Genomic DNA, 19,791 nt, shown 5'->3' on the forward strand with positions numbered 1-19,791 from the left:
TCGAGTTTCCCACCACGGGCGGCACGGACCGATCTAGCAAACGGGTTCAACGAAGGGACTCTCCAACGCGGCAAGCCAGCGCTCCCTCAAACCGCGGCGGTTCGTGCAGCCGCCGGTAATGAAATGATCGGCACAAACCCGCTACGGCTCCATGCCCGATGTTGGCCTAGCGTCGGATACTTCAATTTTCCTTATCCCCCCTCGTACATTTCTCTGCGCAACGGGGGTGGGCTGCAGGAACCTTCAGCGATTGTCGCGGCAACGGTTGTTGCACCCTCATTCGATGTGGCTGATGACTTTCATCGGTTCACGCTAACGTCGGGAGTGCCGGGTCCTCCGAGTAGATGGGCAAGCGGGCACTGATGCGCTGGCCGCGACACACGAGGATCCCACTACCTCTCAAGGCGTCCCTGGGCCATACTTGCGAGGTATTCGTTGTATGTGTCGAGCTCTGCATCCTCGACGCGTTGTCGTTGCTTTGAGGTGCGCATCTCCCGGGTGCGCCAGCGGGAAAGGCAGACGATGAGTACCACGAATAGCGGCAGTTCTGCATAGGTCCATACCAGGGTCCCGGCGATCGCCTGATCGAGGATCGGATCATGGTCGCCGGTGGGGTTGGCGTATGCACTGAAAAGCGGTGTCCCGGTTCGGAGCAGGACCAGGCCGAAGACGGCATGGATTTGGAGCTCGACGACGATGTCGACGAACCGCACAGCGAAGGATGGGACACGTGGCAAGGGGTCGGACGACCATAGCGGTATCGCCGAGATGACGCCGAGGACGAGGAAGATGAACAACAGGGCGTCATGGCCGGAGGGGATGCGCATGATGATGCTGATGACGTCTGTGAGATAGAGAGCCGGGTACAGCAGGATCGCGGCGACGATGGCGACCACGGGGTGTAGTGCGGCGCGGCAGAATCGTGATCGGAGTCCCGCGTGCGCGGCGCGGAGCACGAGTCGTCCGAGGCCGGTGTGCGGTGTACTGCGCAGGAGAAGACGCCCCGGCGAGCCAACGATGAGAAGCGGCGGGACGACGGTCAACAGGGTGATCTGTTGGAACACCAGGCCCGAGACGAACCCCTCGGCCAGGCGGTTCACGCCGAACGTCGTGACGGCAAAGATCAGGACGCATCCGGTCAAGAACGATGCCGTACGGGCGATTGCCCAGCGACGGCGATGCCGCCACATCCAGATCGCCCCCCTCAGGTATAGCGCCGCGAGCAGCAGGGCGGCGACGGCGATTGGCGAGCCCGCGAGGGGTTCGAACACGACCCACTGGTCAATCGGCGGCATGGCAGGTTCCCTTCACCGATGCGATGATACATCGTTATTCGGCCGCCGCTGTGCCGGGGAAGTACACGTTGACGCCGGTGAAGTTGAACACTAGCGGCGAATCCGATGATGCACAGCCAGGCCGAGCGGTTGCCGCGCCCGCCACGTGCGGCCCGGGCGAGGATTTAAGCCGGCCTAGTTCCGAAGGCGCTTCGCTCCGCCGTGGGGAAGGAAAATATGCGTCGCCGGTGCCTGAGCCGGTGACATCTGGTGCTGCTCCGTGGTGCGGGACAGACTAGTGAGTGTGTTTCGGTCGTCCCCGACAGCTCTATGGTGCCGGTGAGCCTGTGGCCTAGTTTGGTGGTGGAGGGCACAGCATTATGGTCTGGTGGTGGCCGTCCCGGACGGCCGCCGGAGCCGTTACGAACTGGCCGATGCGAGGCTTGCTCACGCCATTTCAAACCTGGTCGGAGCGGTCCTGGCCGTCGACCCGGCCTGCTGTGTTCCCGATGGCGAATGCTTGACATGACAGCCCTTCAGGTTCCTGCCTGCCGGGTCCCGGCAGCCGGGCCCAAGGGATGCTGTGCGCGCTGCGGATCCGCGCCTGGTTCGCAGGCCGTGGCCCGCACCCAGCGACGCAGGAACGACTAACCCGGCAACTGCCATCCGGCTTCGATTGCCCCCACCCCCACGACACGATGGAGACACCACGATGAGCGATGCCTGCTGCAGCCACGACGGCCCCGAACCTGGCGGGGAAACCCAGGACAGCGACGAAGAGAAACCCGGGTTCTGGCGGAGCAGGGAGATCCGCGCAGCCTTGGTCGCCGGCGTGCTGCTGCTGGCCGCCTGGATCACGTCGATGTCCGACGCCGGGGACTGGGTGACCCTGCCTCTGGAGACAGCGGCGTTGCTGGTCGCCGGCTGGACGTTCGTCCCGTCTGCCCTGCGCCGGCTGGTCAAGGGAAAGATCGGCGTCGGAACGCTGATGACCATCGCCGCCCTCGGCGCGGTCGCCCTCGGCCAGGTCATGGAAGCGGCCACGCTCGCGTTCCTGTACGCCATTTCCGAGGGGTTGGAAGAGTATTCGCTGGCCAGGACCCGGCACGGGCTGCGTGCGCTGCTGGACCTCGTCCCGAAGGAAGCCACCGTCATCCGCGGTGGCCGGGAAATGACGGTGGACCCCAGGTCCCTGGTCATCGGCGACCGGCTCATCCTGCGCCCGGGCGAACGCCTGGCCACCGACGGAACGGTCCTGACGGGCCGGACGGCGCTGGACACGTCGGCCCTGACGGGAGAGTCGGTCCCCGTCGAAGCGGGCCCGGGTTCCGCGGTATTTGCCGGATCGATCAACGGCACCGGACCGCTGGAAGTCGAGGTCACGAGCACGGCGGAGAACAACTCGCTGGCAAGGATCGTGCACATCGTCGAAGCCGAGCAGTCACGCAAGGGCACCAGCCAGCGCCTGGCCGACAGCATCGCCCGCTGGCTGGTGCCCGGCATCCTCATCGTGGCTGCCCTGATCGCCGGCTATGGCCTGATCGTCGGGGAACCGGCGCTGTGGATTGAGCGGGCCCTGGTGGTCCTGGTGGCCGCGTCCCCGTGCGCCCTTGCCATCTCCGTTCCCGTGACCGTCGTTGCATCCGTTGGGGCCGCCAGCCGGATCGGTGTCCTGATCAAGGGCGGCGCCGCGCTGGAGTCCCTGGGCCGGATCCGCACCATCGCCCTGGATAAGACCGGGACCCTGACCAGGAACCAGCCGGCCGTGGTCGAGGTCGTTGCCGTGGAAGGCTCCTCGAAGGACCACGTCCTGGCTGTGGCCGCCGGAATGGAAGCACGCTCCGAACACCCGTTGGCGAAAGCCATCCTGGCCGCCACCACCACGCCGCCGGCAGCGGCGTTCGTGGAGACGGTCCCGGGCGCCGGAATCCAGGGTCTCGTCGCAGGCACGCCCGCCCGGCTGGGGCGTCCGGGCTGGATCGGCGCCGGTGTCCTGACAGCGGATATCACCAGGATGCAGAAGTCCGGGGCAACTGCGGTCCTAGTCGAGGAATCCGGGGCCTTGATCGGAGCGATCGCGGTCCGCGATGAACTCCGTCCCGAAGCCGCCGGTGTCATCGCGGAACTGGCCAGGAACGGCTACGAAACCGTCATGCTCACCGGGGACAATACGCTCACGGCCGCGGCCCTGGGCGAGGAAGCGGGCATCACGCGGGTCCATGCCGACCTTCGCCCCGAGGACAAGGCCGGGATCATCCGTTCCCTGCAGACCCGGCACCCGGCCGCCATGGTGGGTGACGGCGTGAACGACGCCCCGGCCCTGGCCACTGCCGACGTTGGAATAGCGATGGGAGCGATGGGCACGGACGTCGCCATCGAGACGGCCGACATCGCCCTGATGGGTGAGGACCTGAACCATCTGCCCCAGCTGATGCTGCACGCCCGCCGGACACGGTCCATCATGCTGCAGAACATCGGCATGTCCCTGGCGCTGATCGCCGTGCTGATCCCGCTGGCACTGTTCGGGATCCTCGGCCTGGCCGCCGTCGTTCTCATCCATGAGCTATTTGAAATTTTCGTGATCGGCAACGGCGTGCGCGCCGGGCGCATCAAGTCACTGCGGACCGGGAACCCCCAGCCGACATCAGTTCACGCCACACCAGTCTCGGCGTGAGCACCGCAACCGTTCGGCGCCCGCGCACGGGGCGGGCTGTCCTGGGCCTCGGCGCCGTTGCCCTGGCAGCCGTGGACCTGCTGGTCAAGACCCTTATCCTGGGGACGATGGCTGATGGCAGGATCCTGGACTTCGGTCTGATCAATCTGCGGCTGGCCTACAACACCGGCGTCGCGTTCAGCCTCGGCGCGTCCCTGTCCCCGTGGCTTGTGGCCGCTGCGACGGCGGTGATCGTGACGGCTTTGGCTGTGTTCCTGTACCGTGCGGCTCCCCGGTTCGGCCGGATCTCCCGGGCCGGAGCGGGTTTCCTGCTCGGCGGCGCCCTGGGGAACCTGGTGGACCGGATGGACGGGGCAGGGGTGGTTGATTACCTGCACACTGGATGGTTCCCGACCTTCAACTTCGCCGATGTTTTTGTCGTGGGCGGGGTCGGGCTGCTGGTTCTGGGATCGATGCGCGCCTCTTCCCTGGCACAGGAAGGCGCCTGACCGGTGGGCATTGGTGAATATTTTGCCTCGATGGTGACCTCCGGGGCGCTGGTCCTGGCGTTGCCGCTGGCGGCCGTGGCGGGGCTGGTGTCCTTCCTGTCTCCGTGCATTCTGCCGCTGGTACCCGGTTATCTGGGCTTCGTCTCAGGGCTCACGGACCCGGCCCAACCGCGCAACCGGCGGCGCGTCCTGTCAGGGGTGGCCCTGTTCATCCTCGGTTTCGGCGCCGTGTTCACCCTGTATGGGGCGGCCTTCGGAGCCATCGGTTCGTGGCTGATCCGTTGGCAGGATCCCCTGATGCGGGTGTTGGGCATCGTGGTGATCCTGATGGGGCTGGTCCTGCTCGGACGGTTCTCCTGGCTCCAGCAAACCCGGAAATTCCAGGTTCCCGGGCAGGGCGGCCTCGGCGGCGCCCCGCTCCTGGGCGTCGTCTTCGGCCTGGGCTGGACGCCCTGCATGGGCCCGACCCTCAGCGCCGTGCTCAGCCTGAGCGTCACCGCGGGCAGCGCTTGGCGCGGGGCGCTGCTGGCCTTTGTCTACTGCCTGGGCCTGGGCATCCCCTTCGTCCTCGTGGCCCTGGGCCTGAACTGGGTTTCCAAGGTCCTGGCGGTGGTGCGAAGGCACATCCGTGCCGTGAACATCGGCGGCGCGGTCATGCTCATCGTCCTGGGCGTCCTGATGGTTTCCGGGCTGTGGGTGCAGTGGATCTACCAGTTGCAGAACCTGGCCGGGACGTTCCTGATGCCCGTCTGACGCACCGCACCCCGGCAGACAATATGACGAGCAAAGGCCAAAGAAAATGAACAAACAATCCCAACCAGCCCGGCGTCCCGGACGCCGCACGATCCTGGGCCTGGGCGCTGCAGTGTTTGCCCTCGCCGGGTGTGCAAGCCAGGACGATCTGGCCGCGCAGGCCAACGCCGGGGACAACAAGAACTACATCGCCGGCGACGGGTCCGTGAACGAATACCCGCCCGGGTCACGTGGCTCCCGGGTGTCCCTGGAGGGCCAGCTCTTCAACGGGGAGAAAGTCTCCTCCCGGGACTGGGCGGGCAAGGTCGTGGTGCTGAATTTCTGGTACGCGGCCTGCGCACCCTGCCGGGCGGAGGCGCCTGACCTGGCCGCCCTGCACACCGAGTTCAGAGACAAGGGCGTGCTGTTCTACGGTGTCAACGTCCGCGACGACGCCGCAACGGCTGAAGCTTTCGAGCGGACCTTCAAGGTTCAATACCACAGCTTTGATGACAGTGACGGCGGGATACTGCTCGCCATGACCGAGTACGTCCCGCCCCGCGCGGTCCCAACCACTCTGGTGCTGGACACCGAAGGCCGCGTCAGTGCCCGGATCCTCGGGATCTCCCAAAAGGGAACCCTGAAAGCCCTGATCACTTCTGCTTCGGCCGGATCTTGAACACGAAGCCCCCAGTGAAACGAGCTAAAGGACTCCCGCTCCCATGACCAGCGCCTCAAAATCCCCCGGGACAATGAAACCTGCCGACGGTAGCGCCGCCTCAGCCGCCGCGCAGCCGGATATTCCCCTCCTGACGCGCGACAAGCCCCTGGGCTGGCTCCTGGTCATCACCGGTGTCATCGGCTGGCTGGCCTCCGGCGCCCTGGTCCTGGAGAAACTCGAGGTCCTCAAAGACCCCGGCTACAAAACCGTGTGCGACGTCAACCCCTGGATTTCCTGCGGCCAGGTCATGCAGACCTGGCAGAGTTCGGTTTTCGGGTTCCCCAACATGTTCATCGGAATCGTGGCCTTCGCCGTCATCATCACCACGGGTATGGCGCTGCTCTCCGGTGCGACCTTCGCTCCCTGGTACTGGGCCGGGCTCCAGGCCGGCGTCACCCTTGGGTTTGCCTTCGTCGTGTGGCTGTGGTCGCAAGCCCTGTACTCGATCCACATCCTCTGCCCCTTCTGCATGATCGTCTGGGCGGCCATGATCCCTCTGTTCGTCTGGGTCACGGCCCGGAACATCACCCACCGAATCATCAAAGTGCCCGCACGGGCGTCGCGTATCATCGGCGAGTCCGGCTGGATCATCACCGCCCTGCTCTACTTGGCCGTTACCGCGAGCATCTTCTTCGCCTTCATACAGGTCTTCACCGGCACATCAGGCCTCTGACACGACAAACCCAGCGAAATAGCAGGAGTACTCCTCCAGGACGGCCGCCCCGACCGCTCCGCGCCGGTCCGGCCCAAGGCACGGAATGGGCACTGCTGAAGTTCTCTCCGGATGGGTGTAACGGATCAATCAGCTCCAAACCTGCATCCGTCCAGCTGTACTGCCCAGGGAGGAACGTCGGATCCACGGCCAGATCCAGCCACCTACTGGGGGCCCGGCAAGCCGGAACCCGAATGGACGACCAACTCGTCTGCGGTTGCGAGCGTCCGATAACGATCGTTACGGGTCGGGTCAGTCGGGAAGTGACTTGCCCTCTCTGACGGTCACCGGCTGTCGATTTCAGAAGGCGGCCGCACGGAATGTCAGCAGTCGTCTGCATTCTCTCGCTGACGCTCCGGAGTCTTGCAGGCCAGTCCGACGATGATGACGTCGGCTCGGACCAGCTTCCGTGTCGACTTGTGGTGTCTGTCTGCGGCGGCCGGTTCGTTGGCGGTCTGGGCTGCCGCGTTTGGTGCCCTTGGGGCGTGGCCTTTGGGTAGTGGACGTTCTCGGACACGGGGAGGGGATGTCAGTCGTGGGTGGGTTCTCCGGTGGTTCGGTGGTCGGCGTGGTTGATGGTCTCGCGGATGAGCCGGATCAGGTGCCCGTCGTGGAGGGAATAGATGACGTGCCGGCCGTCCTTGCGGGTGTCCACGAGGCCGCTGATCCGGAGTTTGGCCAGATGCTGGCTGACCACGGTCCGGGCAGCCCCGGACGCGTCGGTAAGTTCGGTGACAGTTTTCGGGCCGTTGGAGAGCTGCCAGAGCAGGTGCAGGCGGGTGGGTTCGGCGAGCATCCGCAGCGTCTGGGCAGCTGTTTCGAGCAGTTCCGGGCCCGGGGTGACCGGGTGGATCAGGGACGGCTCCTGGGGCATGGTGCTGAACGCGCTGCTAGGACGGCTGCTCAACGGTTTGCTCCTCCGTGGTGGGTTCCTGGGATGCCGCGGGGGCGTGCCTTGGCCAGGACAGGAATGCCGCTGCACTGCCTATCATCGCAATGATTGTCAGGGCAAGCGCGGCCCAGCCCAGTCCGGCGGCGGCTCCGAGCCAGCCGGCCAGCGGGTAGGTCAGGATGTAGCAGGCGTGGGAGAGGGAGAACTGTGCGGTGAAGACGTAGGGCCGGGTTTCCTCGGTGGAGGCATCGCGCAGCAGCCGGGAGGAGGGCGTGAGGATTGTGGAGTTTCCCGCGCCGAGCAGGAACCATAGCCCCAACAGCAGCCACCACCTGGACCCACCGGCCCCCAGCATGGTCAGGAGCGTGGCGCCGGCCAGCACGGCAGGGATCAGGGCGGCGCCGGTGAGCATCACGGCACGGTCGCCGAACCGGTCCAGGACCGGGGGCGCTGACAAGGCGACGATCATTGAACCCACGCCGAAGCAGGCCAGGGCCAGGGCCAGGTCCGTGTCGGGGCGGTGCAGGACGTCCCGGACGTAGACCACGGTGTTGACGAGTACCAGGGCCGTTGGGGCTGCGACCACGAGGTTCAAGGCCAGCAGGGAGCGCAGGCGCCGGTTGCGCCAGAAGATCCGCGCGCCCAGGGTGGTCCGGTGCCACAACGACGTCTGCGGCCCCGCCGGGCCGGAAAGCCGCGGCAGAACCGTGACGGCGACCATGAAGGCCGAGAACAGGAAACCCGCGACTGTGCCGATGAACAGGTTGTCGTAGCTGATCAGCGTCAGCAACAAAGCCGCAAGGGCCGGGCTGACCAGGGCTTCCATGTCATAGGCCAGCCGGGAGAGGGACAACGCGCGCGTGTAGTCCCGCTCGTCCTTCAAAATGGTCGGGATCAGCGACTGGAAGGCAGGGGTGAAGGTCGCGGAGGCCGACTGCAGCAGGAAGATCACCACATAAATCTGCCAGGTGTCGGTGATGAAGGGCAGGCACAGTGCCATCACCGCCCGGATCAGGTCCGCCCCGATCAGCACCGGCTTTTTCGGCAGCCGCGCCACCAGTGCGTTGATCACCGGGGCCAGACCCACGTAGGCCAGCATCTTGATCGTCAGGGCCGTTCCCAAAACCGCCCCGGCGTTCCGGCCGGCCAGGTCATAGGCCAGCAGGCCCAGGGCGACCGTGAGCAGGCCGGTGCCGATCAGGGCCACGATCTGTGCGACGAACAGCCGCCGGTAGGTCACATTCCGCAAAACCGCTAACATCAGCCAAAACCCCTTACGTGCATATGTGCGTGCATATGTACCCATAGTAGGGGAAAGGCGGGAACACCGCTCGCGGGGGCACCGATAAAGCATCGCTGCCTTTGCGGTTACGATCTAGAAGGGCGTGGTGGCCCTCTTCTGCTTACTAAGGGACAGATTCCCATGCAACCTTCAGTACTGTCCGGCTTCTTTATTCCATCGCCGACGGTCAGCGCCGCCCAAGTCGGGCCGCTGACGATACGTTTCTATGCCCTGTGCATCCTGGCAGGTATCGTCATAGGCGCCTGGCTGACAGCCCGCCGCTTCCGGGCTCGGGGCGGCACGACGGCGCAGGCCATGGACATCATCATGTGGGCGGTTCCATTCGGCATCGTCGGCGGCAGGCTTTATCACGTCATCACAGACAACCAGCTGTACTTCGGGCCCGGCAAAGACCCGTGGGGCGCACTCCGAATCTGGGAAGGTGGCCTCGGGATCTGGGGTGCCGTCGCCCTCGGTCTGGCCGGCGCCGCTATTGGGGCACGGCGCTCCGGCGTGCGCCTGGCAACATTCGCCGACGCCGCCGCACCCGGCCTGCTCCTGGCCCAGGCCCTGGGCCGCTGGGGCAACTGGTTCAACAACGAACTCTACGGCGAGCCGACAAACCTGCCCTGGAAACTCCAGATCCACAACATGGACCCGGCCACCGGCCAGGCCGTAGTCACCGCTGACGGAACACCGGAAATTCTGGGATACTTCCAGCCGACGTTCCTCTACGAGTCACTGTGGTGCCTGGCCGCCGCAGCGCTGCTGGTGTTCCTGGACCGCAGGTACAAGCTCGGGGCCGGCTCCGTATTCGCCCTCTACGTCGTCCTGTACACCGCCGGCCGTTTTATCTTCGAACTGATGCGCTCCGACTACGCCAACACCATTCTGGGTCTGCGCGTGAACACCTGGGTTTCGGCTCTGCTCTTTCTTGCCGCCCTCGCTGTCTTCCTGGTCCTCAGATCCCGTCCGCGGTCCGCATCAACGGCTCAAAGCGCCGGTTCCATTGATGGCTTCGATACTCGCGCCAACGGGCACGATCCTGGGAAGCACGACGAAACGGACGGCAAAGGGAATCGCGACCACGTGCCGTGAGAACCACATGGGCTACTGGTGGTGGCGCGTCCTGCCTTCACCTTGGCCTGCACACCACTGCCGCTGTGGGGTTCACGGCCGTCATGCTTATATCGATGCCTGCACTTCAGACGCTTCGAGGGCGGCACGACCGGGCAAGGAGCTTTTCACCGTCCGGCGCAGTTCCCCGCTGGGTGGATACGTGCCGGTACAGAATCTGGCGCGTGATGCCCAATTCAACGCAGACGTCGCCAACTTTTGTCTCCGGCTTGCCCATGAAGGCCAGAGCGAGCCGGAGTTTCGCGGGGGTCATCTTGTACGGGGGCCGTCCGCCGTGCCGGCCGCGGGCGCGGGCGGAGGTGAGGCCGGCGAGGGTGCGTTCGGAGAGGAGCTCGCGTTCAAATTACGCGAGGGCGGCAAAGATCCCGAAGACGAGCTTCCAGACGACCAGGGTGTCCCCAAGCCGGAGGGCCTTGAGGCAGGCGGCGAACTGGGGCCGATCACCCTTCTTCCCGGAGGACCTGTCCTCGTAATGGGAACCCCGCCGATGCGGGCGGCCAGGAGCGCGTCGCGCTGCAGGCCTTCCTGGCGGAGCTGCTGCAGGGATCTTCCGCACCGATGTCGCCTCTGACGAGCTCGCCTGGTACTGCCTGCAGGCCATGGGCGCAGCGCCCGGGTCAGCAGCCAGGACGCGGTCCTGCGGCTCGTCACAGTCACCGCCGGGCTGAGGCCGGAGCTGACGGGCGACCGGCGCTAAGTCGCCCGGCGGGTTGGGTCCGCGCAGGCTGCGATGGTGCGCCCGGAGGGTCTCAGGCCATCGAGTCGAGCAGGGCTGCGCAGGCGTTTTCGCAGCGGCGGCAGGCTTCCGCGCAGATCCTGCAGTGCTCGTGCATCCCGGCATGGCGTTCGCATTCCTCGGCACAGACGGCGCAGGCGGTCCGGCAGGCCTGAAGCGCGGCCCGGGTCAGCTCGGTGTTGGCCCCGGTCAGCCGGGTGAGGATGTTGCCGGTGGCGGCGCAGATGTCGGCGCAGTCCAGATTGGTGCGGATGCATACCGCGAGGTCCGCGACCATGTCTTCACCCAGACACGCATCGGCGCAGGCGGTACAGGTCTGGGCACACTCGAAGCAGGCGGCGATGCATTCTGCCAGCTTCTCCTTGTCCAGGCTGCCCGCACCCTTGGGGTGGGCGCCGATCATTGCACTGATGTGGTGGGTCATGATCCTGCTCCTGTCATCGGTGACGAGGCGGCCGGTCGTTAACCATCCCTCCGGCCCTACCCTAGACCGGGGGAGGCCACGTGTCTGCCCCTCCGTGGCCCCCGCCCGGCCCGATGTCAGGAGTTAGGATGCGTTGGCGGACCTGAAGGTGGCCCCGCCGTCGGTGGAGACGAGGACTCCCTCGGCAGTGGCTGCCCAGACCGAGAGGTTTCCGTCGGTGCCCGTGGCGGCGGCTATGGCCTGCACCTGGCCGTCGATCCGTCCTTTCCGTGCCCACGTCGCGCCGGCGTCGGCGGAATAGTGCACGGTGCCATCCGGTTCAACGCCCACCGCTTCGGTGGGGCGGGGAAACGTGGCGAACTGGATGACCGGGGCCTGCTTCTGCAGGGTCCAGGTGTTGCCGCCGTCGGTCGAGCGCTGCACTCCTTGCTGGGTGGTAGCCAGCACGGTGTCGCTGTCGGGGTGCCCGGCCAGGGCGGCCGGGGCGAAACCGGCGGCGACTGTTTTCCAGGTCTTCCCGTCGGGGCTGGTGCGCAGTTCCGCATCGTAAGCGACGATTCCGGATCTGGTCGTGGTGAGGGCGTGGAAGTCCGATTCGCCCTGCCGGGAGAGCGGTTCCCAGGTCTTGCCGCCGTCGCTGGATTTCATCAGCCCGAGAGGTTCGGGCAGGTCTGATCCCGGGCCGGGGTGGCCGGAGGCGTAGAAGCTGCCCTGGTCCTTGCCGGGGGTGAAGCCCATCAGGTCGTTGGTGGCGCCGATCTTCGTGGCCGGTTCCTTGGTGACGTCGAACAGGCCGTCGTGGGTGGCCATCAGCACCTGGCTGGTGTCGCCGCTGATGGTCAGGCCGTGGATGTGGGTGCCGGGCAGCCCGCTTGTTGCCGTCGGGGGTGCCTGGGTCGAGGGTGCGTTGGGCGGGGTGCAGGCGGCCAGGGCCAGGATAAGGGCACCGGCCGTCAGGGCTGCGGTGAATGAACGGTTGGGGATTGGGAAGGGCATGGAAACTCCAGATGTCGGGGAGGAGATGGGGCAGGCACCGCGGCCCCGGAGGGCCACGGTGCCCGGATGCTGATCAGCGGGAGTCAGAGACCTGCCAGCAGGTCCTTCATTTCCTGGATCTCGGCTTCCTGCGCTGCGACGATGTCCTTGCTGAGCTTGACCGCGTCAGCGTTCTTGCCGTCGGTGGTTTCGGTCTTGGCCATCATGACGGCGCCTTCATGGTGGGCGATCATCTGGGTCAGGAACAGCTTTGCTGCCTCGGTGCCCTGCGCGGCCTCGAGTTTTGCCATGTCCTCCTCGCCCATCATCCCGGACATGCTGTGCGCGGAAGGCATGTTGGTGGGCATCGCGGTGGGCTGTCCCCAGCTTTGAAGCCAGCCGGTCATCTTCTCGATTTCCGGCCCCTGCGCGTCCTTGATCCTGGTGGCCAGGTCCACCACGGGTGCGGGAATGCCTTCTTTTTTGAGCATGGTCTCGCTCATCGTCACGGCCTGGGTGTGGTGCGGGATCATCATCTGGGCGAACATGGTGTCCGCGTCATTGAACTCAGCCGAGGCGGCCGAGGTCGCCGACGCTGAACCCGAGGGCCTTGCCGAGCCGCCTTGGTTCATGCCGGGCATGCTGCTGGCCGCCGGGCTTCCGGCTTCTGTGCCGGCGGCGCAGCCGGCGAGGGCGATTGCTGCTGCGATCGCAGCAGCGGAAATGGTCAGGGTCTTTTTCATCATGAAAAATCAGGGTCCTCAAAAGTATCAGCGGCGCGTGGCGCCCTTGGGATTGCATGCAGTGCCAGCCCCCGAGCGGGGGCTGCCTGTTTTATGCGTGCCGATGTAGCTCGAAGCCGCGCCGGGAAGGACACGGCGCGTCGGGCCGGTTTACGTCCGGCTGATACAGAGATCACCGGGAGAGCGGCTGGCCGGTGAGTAGGAATAGCGGGTACCGGCCGCGGCCGCCGCACCGAAGTCCGGTAAGGCATAAGGGGCTGTTCCCGGCGCAGGGGCCGAAAGCGAGGTGTTTCCCGGGGACAGCACGCAGGCATTGCCGCCTGCGGACATCTCCGGGCAGGACCCGTCAGGGCCGCAGGACGAAGACGAGCCAGGTGCCGCTGCGCCAACTGCAGCGCCGTCCGCGGATTCTCCCGGTGCATTGGAGTGACCGGCCGGCATACTCCGCGATTCCAGCGATGGCCCGGCTGCTGCTATGGGCATGCTGTGCGTGGCGATGGTGTGCTGTGCCCCGGCCATGATGTGCATTCCGAACATTCCGGCGATGATGGCCAGGGCCGCCATCAGGAAGCCTGCGCGAAGGAAGAACGCGCTGAAGAGTCCACGAGATGGTGAGCTCACAACATTTTCCTCCCTTCCGTGCGGATTGTTCAGACCCTTAAGTCCACCGGCAGGGGTACTCCTGCCGGTTCAGAGCCTCTTGTTCAATGCCGGATACAGCGTAAATGAGATAGTCCCGTAGACCCCAACCAGACACTTGATTAGCTTCCTTCTGGTGTGAAGAGTTGGCGGAGTTCTTCGTTGACTTTGTCCGCGTTGAAGTGTGCGGGGTCGAAGGTTTCCTCTCCGCCGGACCGTTGCGCGGTTCCTTGGGCCCATTCGTGCAGCCCCTGGACGTGTTCGCGGTCTGATTCATCAACGGCATGAGGATCGGCCAGAGTGGCGATGAGGTCTTCGTAGCCGCCGATTCCGCCGGAGTCCTCCAGGGGGCAGCGCCGCTTACCGCGGATCACCCGGGCATGGACGTCGTCGCTGGTTTTCCTGATGGTTTCGATCCAGTCGATGCGGTGGAGCCAGCCGTCGCCGAAGTCGTATTCGTAGTACAGCGGGGTTGAGCCTTCGTTGAGGACTTTCCCTAGCCGAGCTGTTTCTTCGGGCAGGTACCAGCCCTCATCATCTTCTGCCCTGACATAGACCGGCGCCCAAGACCGGGCCTGTGTGCGTCCGCGGCCCGGAGTGTTCGGATTCCGTTCGGTAAAGGAATGCAGGTGGGAGTTTTCCCAGCCCATGATCACCTGCAGGACGTCGTGGAATTCGTCCAGGTAAAGGCTGGAATCGACTTCGAAAAGCCGCCAGATCTTCGGCTTACTACCGACGATGTGGACTCGCGCGCGCAAAAGCTTGCCTTTGGCTCTTGGTGTGGATCTCTCATTCGTGGCCATAGGGGTCCTTTCCATTACAAAGCAGCAGCTTGGGCCAAGCGGTTGTTACCGCGCGTACTCTCATCCGGTTCCGCAGATATCCGGCCCAGGTCCAGGTGGGTCGTCATGTCGAGGGTGAATCGTCCGTAGGGGTTGATATGGGTCCAGAACAACGGGGTGAGACCCCTGCGGTCTTCCGGTTCGAGGAGATCATTGAACTCCGGGACCTCGAGCACGGTTTGCAACAGCAGGGTGTTGACCAGGACCAGGGAGGATTGGAGCAGGTGCAGGGCGAGCATGGACACCTCGGTCGTTTCACGGTCCGGGCCCGTGAGATCACGATTTTTGCCGTAGAAGACGACGTCGTTGCCGCTGTTCCAGTTCTCCACCACCTGCAGTCCGGAATTGATTTCGCGTCGCAGGTCTTCGCTGGCGAGGTAGTCGGCGGCGAAGATCGTCCGCCCGGCCCTGCCCAGTTCCTCCAGGGCCTGGTAGGTGGGGTGTTTCGGCCCGCCCCTGGTGAAGCGGCGCAGAATTGTCTCTGACTCGGCCGTGCCGAGCTTGAGGGCCGTGGCGTATTTGACCATCTGGTCGTATTGCTGGGCGATGATCTCCCAATTGATCGGTCTGGACAGCACAGGGTTGATTTCCCCGTAGGCTTCTTCATTGCCGGCCCGGTAGAGGCGGATCGACCCGATGTTCTTCAACCTCGGCAACAGCTTGAACCCCAGAAGTTCGGTGAACGCGAACCCGACAATCGAGGCCCCGTGAGTATCGACGTAGTTCGCTTCGATCTCAGCATCGGTGTCATGGCGCAGGACTCCTTCGATCATCGCCGCAACCTCGGAGGAGGAGCAGTTCTTCAGCTGGGAATAGATGCAGGTCGATTTCTTCTCCACGTGCCAGTAGATCATCACTCCGGGACCGCCGTAGCGGTTGTGCCATTCGGTCATCAGGTTCGATTCCCAGGAGCCGAACTTCTTCGAATCCGACGCACAGGCATTCCCCTCACCCCACCAGTCAGGGTTCCTGGCCTCGAACGTTGCGTTGACGACCTTCACGATCGCCTGGCGCAGATTGTCCTTCGTAATGAATGTCCGGCGGACGTGGCGTAGCTCCCGTTCGTTCTCTCCATGGCCGCCGGCATCAGTGACGGCTTTGATGCCCATGTTCGTACCGAGTCCGAACAGGCAGAGCAACAAACGCCTGCGAAGGGTCTCACGGTCCAGGACCTCACGGGAGGCCACGGAAACGAATTCCTGGGTGAACCCGGTCAGGAAGTCCGCTTCCTTGAGGACTTCAAGCAAGTCCAGGGTGCCCCACCTTGCCAGGACCTCGTCCTTGAGTTTGCCCAGATTCGTTGGCTCTTCGAGCTTCGCCAGCTTGGGTACCCTTATCCACGGCGCCCCTCGGCGTCTGGTGATCTTCACCCCGCCGGTGGTATCGGCCAGCAGCCCGTTATCCAGCTGCTCCAGTGACCTCCTCATTCTGGACTGAAGATCAAAAATGAACCTGGCCGGGTCCAGCGGCTTACGCAAGGCCTCGTAGTGGAGCTCACGGGAAGCGTCGAAGTCCTGGGGAAGGTCCTCTTCCGGGTCCCGCCATTTCCCGGCCCCGTCAACGAAAACCTCACGACGGCGCAATGCTTCCCGTAAGGACACGAGCAGGCAAAGCTCGTAAGGGATCCGCTCAATCCTGCCCTTCTCGTCCCGGACAGCGCCCTCCCAGGACTTGGGCACCACACCCGCAACCGGGACTACATCTCCGGGCGCGAAGAACTGGCTCCTACTTCCAGCATCCGCGTACCGTTCCAGCAACGCGATGGCATCCATGATGGGCCGGAACGCCGTGTTATGGCACCGGAACCGCAGCACGGACAGCAGTGCCGGCAACATCCGCCGGTAATGATTCGAGTACGAACCCCGCAACACGGTCCGCACCTTGCCCTGGAACACGCTCTCGTTGGCCTTTGCCTCCTGGACCAGTTGCCGCAGGGTTTTCTCGCTCACCACCGGGAACACGGCCTCCCGGACCGTCTCATCCGGGCATGCGACGGCCGTCTCGGCCAGTGTGAACAGCAAAGCCGTCTTGCCGCGCACCCTTTGCAGATCCTCGGTGAGTTCCTTCTCGACCTTCCTCACCGCGCCGGTATTGATCTTCAACACCAGCACGAGCAGCAAATCGACCAGGCTGTCAGCGATCTCCGCCGTCCGTTGATGACACAACGCCGCCAACAGCGTCAACCGCACCGGCGCCGGCGCGTCCTGAAAATCCGATGGATACATCCGGGCCGCCCTCGCCCGCCAGACACTCACGACCTTCTCTGACACCCCGGCAAACAGACCAGCCGGTAAATCAAGAGCCTGGGCTGTTGAAAGCTTCTCCACCTCTGCCAGCAACGATTCCAAACCAGCAGGGCCCGGATCGGCCTTCAGCACCGACAACAGAGAACCGGCTGCACTATCAGCGATCAGAGCCTTCAGCCCAGCCGCACCGTCCGGCCCCAGAACCTTGAGGACATCAGCACACAGGCGCTGCTCAAACAACGCCCGGCCAGCGCCAACAATCCTGCCCGCACGTCCCGGCGGCTCAATCCGCTCCTGACGGCACCGTGACAGCAAAGCCTCCACAAGCGCAGGCTCACGACCCTCCGACGGGCAAACCCTCTCCGCCAACCACCCAGCCAGCGCGGCCTCATCAGCGGAAGTGAACTCACGGAATCCAAAATGGGACCTGATCTCGGCCCGGTGGTATTTGATTGAGCGCCCATCCCAGTAAGGAGCCAGCGCATCGATGGGAACAGAAATCTGTGCCGCAACATAGTTCAAAGCTCCCAGCGGAAGGTCAGAAGGCCCAACCGGAAATCTGGCGTGTTGCTGAAAAAACTTCAGTAACACAGCAAACCCCGCCCGAGTCGCTCCTGACTTCCGTGCCATCAATGCCACATCGTCATCAACCAGCGTCCACGAATCAAGAAGTTCACTCGTCAGCTCAAGGCCCATACCAGAACTCAACCACATCTAGATTGCCCCTGAAGACACCTTCAGGAGTACCGGGCCTAATAGCCCAAGCGGCAGCCCAAGTAGCCTTAGCAGCAGCCGAAAATATTCGGCTGAACAACGAAAATGCGGCCAATAACCAATCAGCAGCAGGATCCGCAGGAGCAATCGGAGGGGCCGGAGGGGCCGGAGGAGACGGAGGAGACGATGAGAATTTCAGTCGGAATAAGTTTCAGAGAGCGAACAAAGCGACAGCAGACGAGGCTAAAGCAAAAACCGAAGTTTGCCCGTATTGTGGGGAACGGCCCCCTAGCACTCTTGACCACATCAAAGCCCTAAAGAAGCTCTGGGAGTCAGGCGCCAGAGAAATGACCCGTGAGGCACGCTCGCGCCTCGCTAACGACCTCAGGAATCTGATAGGCGCATGCAAATCCTGCAACTCGTCAAAGCAATCCTCGGAGCTTGGACAAGGTGTGGGGCAGTGGTGGCCGAAAGCTTGGGGCGACAAGTGGTGGCCGTTTGGAGGACCATAAGATGGACAGTGTAGATGCCGTTGATGCTCACTATCGAAAATGTGTGGGGGGCGAACCGGAGTACGTCAGGTTTGCCCAGGACCGTCGACTAATTGGGTTACTTGAGTGGCCTAACGAATCGTCCAAGATTGGGCTGCACATATATGCAACCTTTGGTCTTCACGCGCTGGTCCATGGGAACCACCCCCATGGGCACGGCCATGGTTTCGAGATTTTCGCCGCGGTCGACGCGGGAACGGACGAGTTCAGGCGTGCCTTTGCGATGATGGCCAACGATCTAATCATGGACCAGACCTTCCTTCGACCTGGAGAAACGGTCACATACGAGAACTCACGCATTATCGAGGGATTGCAATTCACGTCATGGTTGATGCTTGAAAGCTACGACGACCTCCTGCCTGACTTAGCACTAAACGATGGTGGCCACGTCGTATTCATGTACGCCACACCCATATTCCGCGAGGAGGCCCAGTACCTTCGGGAGAACGGGCTCGAAGCGCTTTTTGATGTTTGGGAAAAAGACAACCCAAGGCTTGAGGACCTTGGCCGAGGTGTCACCCCATCTCTCTGCTAACACACTGTCAGATGGATGTTTACCACAAAGTTGCGATGAGCTGGAAAGGTTAGCCCGAAAGCACTTCGATCCCAAGCCTCGCTTATGGAAGGCACCGTACTTGATTGAGGCCTGCTACGTTTCTCCGTGCCGACGCGTTATCCATAGCGCCAACTCCAAGTAACCAGCATGGGAGCGCGAGACTCTCAGCGGCGGGTGAAATACACCCCAACCTGACGTCAGCAGCAAGAAAAAAGGGCGTCAGAATAGGGTCTTCAGAGCGGTTCTTACACTCCCCCACCCTTCTGTCTTAGATTCAAATCTGACAGCCAGCCCCGCTGAGGAGCTTGCGCGGGGCAGGGACGCAATTGGGCAACAGCCTGTTGCCCAATTGTCCAGAAACCGTCTGGACAATTGGTTCCGCTGCCCACACTCGGGGACAATCCTGATGGGTTATCCACCGCTACTGCTGCGAAGGGAGCTATCCTCAGGGCTCCCAATTCCAGCTGTGGATAGCCCGGATTGACCACAACTATGGACAGCTTCTAGTCCCACCTTTGTGCCTTGGACTCCTGGCGTCAGGGCAATTCGTCGAGTTTGGTTCGGAGGTTCCTAAACACCGCGTCGCGCTGCTCTTGGGAGAGCTGCATTAGCGGCACATCACGCAGCTCGTCGAGGTTGAAATCGGTGTCCTCCTCGTCCTCGTCCTCGAGCATGGCGAGCATGTCCTCGTAGGTCAGGACCATTATGTTGCCGGCCAGTGGCCGGAATCCGAGTTCGCCCCAGTACTTGGCAAGGGCGCGGCATTCCCTCCGGTGTTTCAGGGATCCTTCATCCGTATCGTCCTTGAGCCCGGGTGCCGCGTGCAGGACGGTGACGACGGTACCGCGGCCGATTGCTCCGAGGATAGCCTTGAATATTTGGTGCCCGGCCCGGTGCCCACGGAACCGCGGCTGGACGCTCACCCAGGACACGATCATCAGATCGCCTTCTAGGACCGGTTCGCCCTCGACGCTGAGCTGACTGGGCTCGGATCCGGCGACGATGAACGCTTCGGCGAATCGGGACAGGTCAGCGCTGTGGGCGTCCAAGGTGTCGAAGAGGTTGACGCTGCCAACGTCCGGGACGAGGTGGACGCTGGCTTCGGCGACGGTGACCCGGCCTTGGGCGTCGGCGTCGAAGGTGTCGTAGTCGGGTTCGAGGATGTCAGCGTCGATGTAGGCGCGAATGCTCCATGACTGCGGGTAGTCTTCGGGCCGTTCCCAGGAGTCGGGGCGGGCGGCGTAGTCGAGGGCATAGGTCAGGCGCATCCACTGGAGGGCGTCGCTGATCTCGTCGTGCTCCTCTGGCCGGGTGCCACCATCCACTTCTTTGCCGCGGGTGTGCTCGTTACCGGCCATGAGATTCCTTGCCCGCTCCCCCGACCAAGGGGTGCTCTGAATGTTGTCCAGTGTCGGGTTCACCGTACCCGACACTGGCCCTGGCGTGACAGTAA

17 protein-coding genes and 2 pseudogenes are annotated in these 19,791 nt (G+C 63.8%); 8 read left to right on the top strand and 11 right to left on the bottom strand.

Annotated elements, in window-relative coordinates; translation table 11 throughout:
- Positions 1–392: 392 nt before the first annotated feature.
- Positions 393–1,295, bottom strand: a complete 903-nt coding sequence (locus PV772_RS09855; RefSeq protein WP_347886016.1) for a cytochrome c oxidase assembly protein — start codon at positions 1,293–1,295, stop codon at positions 393–395.
- 361 nt (positions 1,296–1,656) lie between these two features.
- On the opposite strand from PV772_RS09855, the pseudogene PV772_RS09860 reads away from it, so the two are divergent.
- From PV772_RS09860 to PV772_RS09885, 6 genes and pseudogenes are all read left to right on the top strand, one after another.
- A pseudogene (locus PV772_RS09860) lies at positions 1,657–1,803 on the top strand (transcriptional regulator); the annotation flags it as partial.
- 183 nt (positions 1,804–1,986) lie between these two features.
- Positions 1,987–3,948, top strand: a complete 1,962-nt coding sequence (locus PV772_RS09865; protein ID WP_347886017.1) for a cation-translocating P-type ATPase — start codon at positions 1,987–1,989, stop codon at positions 3,946–3,948.
- Positions 3,945–4,436: a signal peptidase II gene (gene lspA / locus PV772_RS09870; RefSeq protein WP_347886018.1), complete on the top strand. Its 492-nt coding sequence runs from the start codon at positions 3,945–3,947 to the stop codon at positions 4,434–4,436. The genes PV772_RS09865 and lspA overlap by 4 nt, the downstream gene beginning before the upstream one ends.
- Before the next feature lie 3 nt (positions 4,437–4,439).
- Positions 4,440–5,189, top strand: a complete 750-nt coding sequence (locus PV772_RS09875) for a cytochrome c biogenesis protein CcdA (RefSeq protein WP_347886019.1) — start codon at positions 4,440–4,442, stop codon at positions 5,187–5,189.
- A 46-nt stretch (positions 5,190–5,235) separates the two neighbouring features.
- A complete protein-coding gene (locus PV772_RS09880) occupies positions 5,236–5,847 on the top strand; it encodes a TlpA disulfide reductase family protein (protein ID WP_347886020.1) in 612 nt (203 codons plus the stop codon).
- A gap of 73 nt (positions 5,848–5,920) precedes the next feature.
- Entirely contained in the window at positions 5,921–6,562 is a 642-nt protein-coding gene (locus PV772_RS09885) for a vitamin K epoxide reductase family protein (RefSeq protein ID WP_347886046.1), read from the top strand.
- Between the two features lie 568 nt (positions 6,563–7,130).
- Here PV772_RS09885 and PV772_RS09890 read toward each other — a convergent pair.
- Together PV772_RS09890 and PV772_RS09895 are read right to left on the bottom strand one after the other, a co-directional pair.
- On the bottom strand, positions 7,131–7,508 hold the full coding sequence (locus PV772_RS09890; RefSeq protein ID WP_347886021.1) for a metalloregulator ArsR/SmtB family transcription factor: 378 nt from the start codon (positions 7,506–7,508) through the stop codon (positions 7,131–7,133).
- Positions 7,492–8,754 (bottom strand): MFS transporter, encoded by a 1,263-nt coding sequence (locus PV772_RS09895; protein ID WP_347886022.1) that lies wholly within the window; start codon positions 8,752–8,754, stop codon positions 7,492–7,494. The genes PV772_RS09890 and PV772_RS09895 overlap by 17 nt, the downstream gene beginning before the upstream one ends.
- 162 nt (positions 8,755–8,916) lie before the next feature.
- Here PV772_RS09895 and lgt point away from each other — a divergent pair, with 162 nt between their 5' ends.
- Positions 8,917–9,873: a prolipoprotein diacylglyceryl transferase gene (lgt, locus tag PV772_RS09900; RefSeq protein WP_347886023.1), complete on the top strand. Its 957-nt coding sequence runs from the start codon at positions 8,917–8,919 to the stop codon at positions 9,871–9,873.
- A gap of 106 nt (positions 9,874–9,979) precedes the next feature.
- On the opposite strand, the pseudogene PV772_RS09905 reads toward lgt, so the two are convergent.
- The 7 genes and pseudogenes from PV772_RS09905 to PV772_RS09935 form a co-directional block, all read right to left on the bottom strand.
- Positions 9,980–10,431 (bottom strand): annotated as a pseudogene (locus tag PV772_RS09905) (recombinase family protein).
- A gap of 230 nt (positions 10,432–10,661) precedes the next feature.
- Complete coding sequence (locus tag PV772_RS09910; protein WP_347886024.1) at positions 10,662–11,072, bottom strand: four-helix bundle copper-binding protein; 411 nt, start codon at positions 11,070–11,072, stop codon at positions 10,662–10,664.
- A 123-nt stretch (positions 11,073–11,195) separates the two neighbouring features.
- Positions 11,196–12,068: a F510_1955 family glycosylhydrolase gene (locus tag PV772_RS09915; protein WP_347886025.1), complete on the bottom strand. Its 873-nt coding sequence runs from the start codon at positions 12,066–12,068 to the stop codon at positions 11,196–11,198.
- A gap of 83 nt (positions 12,069–12,151) precedes the next feature.
- Positions 12,152–12,790 (bottom strand): DUF305 domain-containing protein, encoded by a 639-nt coding sequence (locus PV772_RS09920; RefSeq protein ID WP_347886047.1) that lies wholly within the window; start codon positions 12,788–12,790, stop codon positions 12,152–12,154.
- 150 nt (positions 12,791–12,940) lie between these two features.
- Positions 12,941–13,411 carry a hypothetical protein gene (locus PV772_RS09925; protein WP_347886026.1) on the bottom strand — a complete coding sequence of 157 codons (471 nt, stop codon included), beginning with the start codon at positions 13,409–13,411 and terminating at the stop codon, positions 12,941–12,943.
- Positions 13,412–13,551: 140 nt separating this feature from the next.
- On the bottom strand, positions 13,552–14,187 hold the full coding sequence (locus PV772_RS09930) for a plasmid pRiA4b ORF-3 family protein (protein ID WP_347886027.1): 636 nt from the start codon (positions 14,185–14,187) through the stop codon (positions 13,552–13,554).
- A gap of 59 nt (positions 14,188–14,246) precedes the next feature.
- Positions 14,247–17,213 (bottom strand): Tn3 family transposase, encoded by a 2,967-nt coding sequence (locus tag PV772_RS09935; RefSeq protein ID WP_347886028.1) that lies wholly within the window; start codon positions 17,211–17,213, stop codon positions 14,247–14,249.
- Positions 17,214–17,744: 531 nt separating this feature from the next.
- On the opposite strand from PV772_RS09935, the gene PV772_RS09940 reads away from it, so the two are divergent.
- Entirely contained in the window at positions 17,745–18,317 is a 573-nt protein-coding gene (locus PV772_RS09940; protein WP_347886029.1) for a suppressor of fused domain protein, read from the top strand.
- 557 nt (positions 18,318–18,874) lie between these two features.
- Here the strand turns inward: PV772_RS09940 and PV772_RS09945 are convergent.
- Positions 18,875–19,696, bottom strand: coding sequence for a hypothetical protein (locus tag PV772_RS09945; protein ID WP_347886030.1), 822 nt, complete (start codon positions 19,694–19,696; stop codon positions 18,875–18,877).
- Between the last annotated feature and the right edge of the window lie 95 nt (positions 19,697–19,791).

Origin of the sequence: Pseudarthrobacter sp. CC12 (genome assembly GCF_039907755.1) — a bacterium.
In the GTDB taxonomy this organism is placed as follows: domain Bacteria; phylum Actinomycetota; class Actinomycetes; order Actinomycetales; family Micrococcaceae; genus Arthrobacter; species Arthrobacter niigatensis.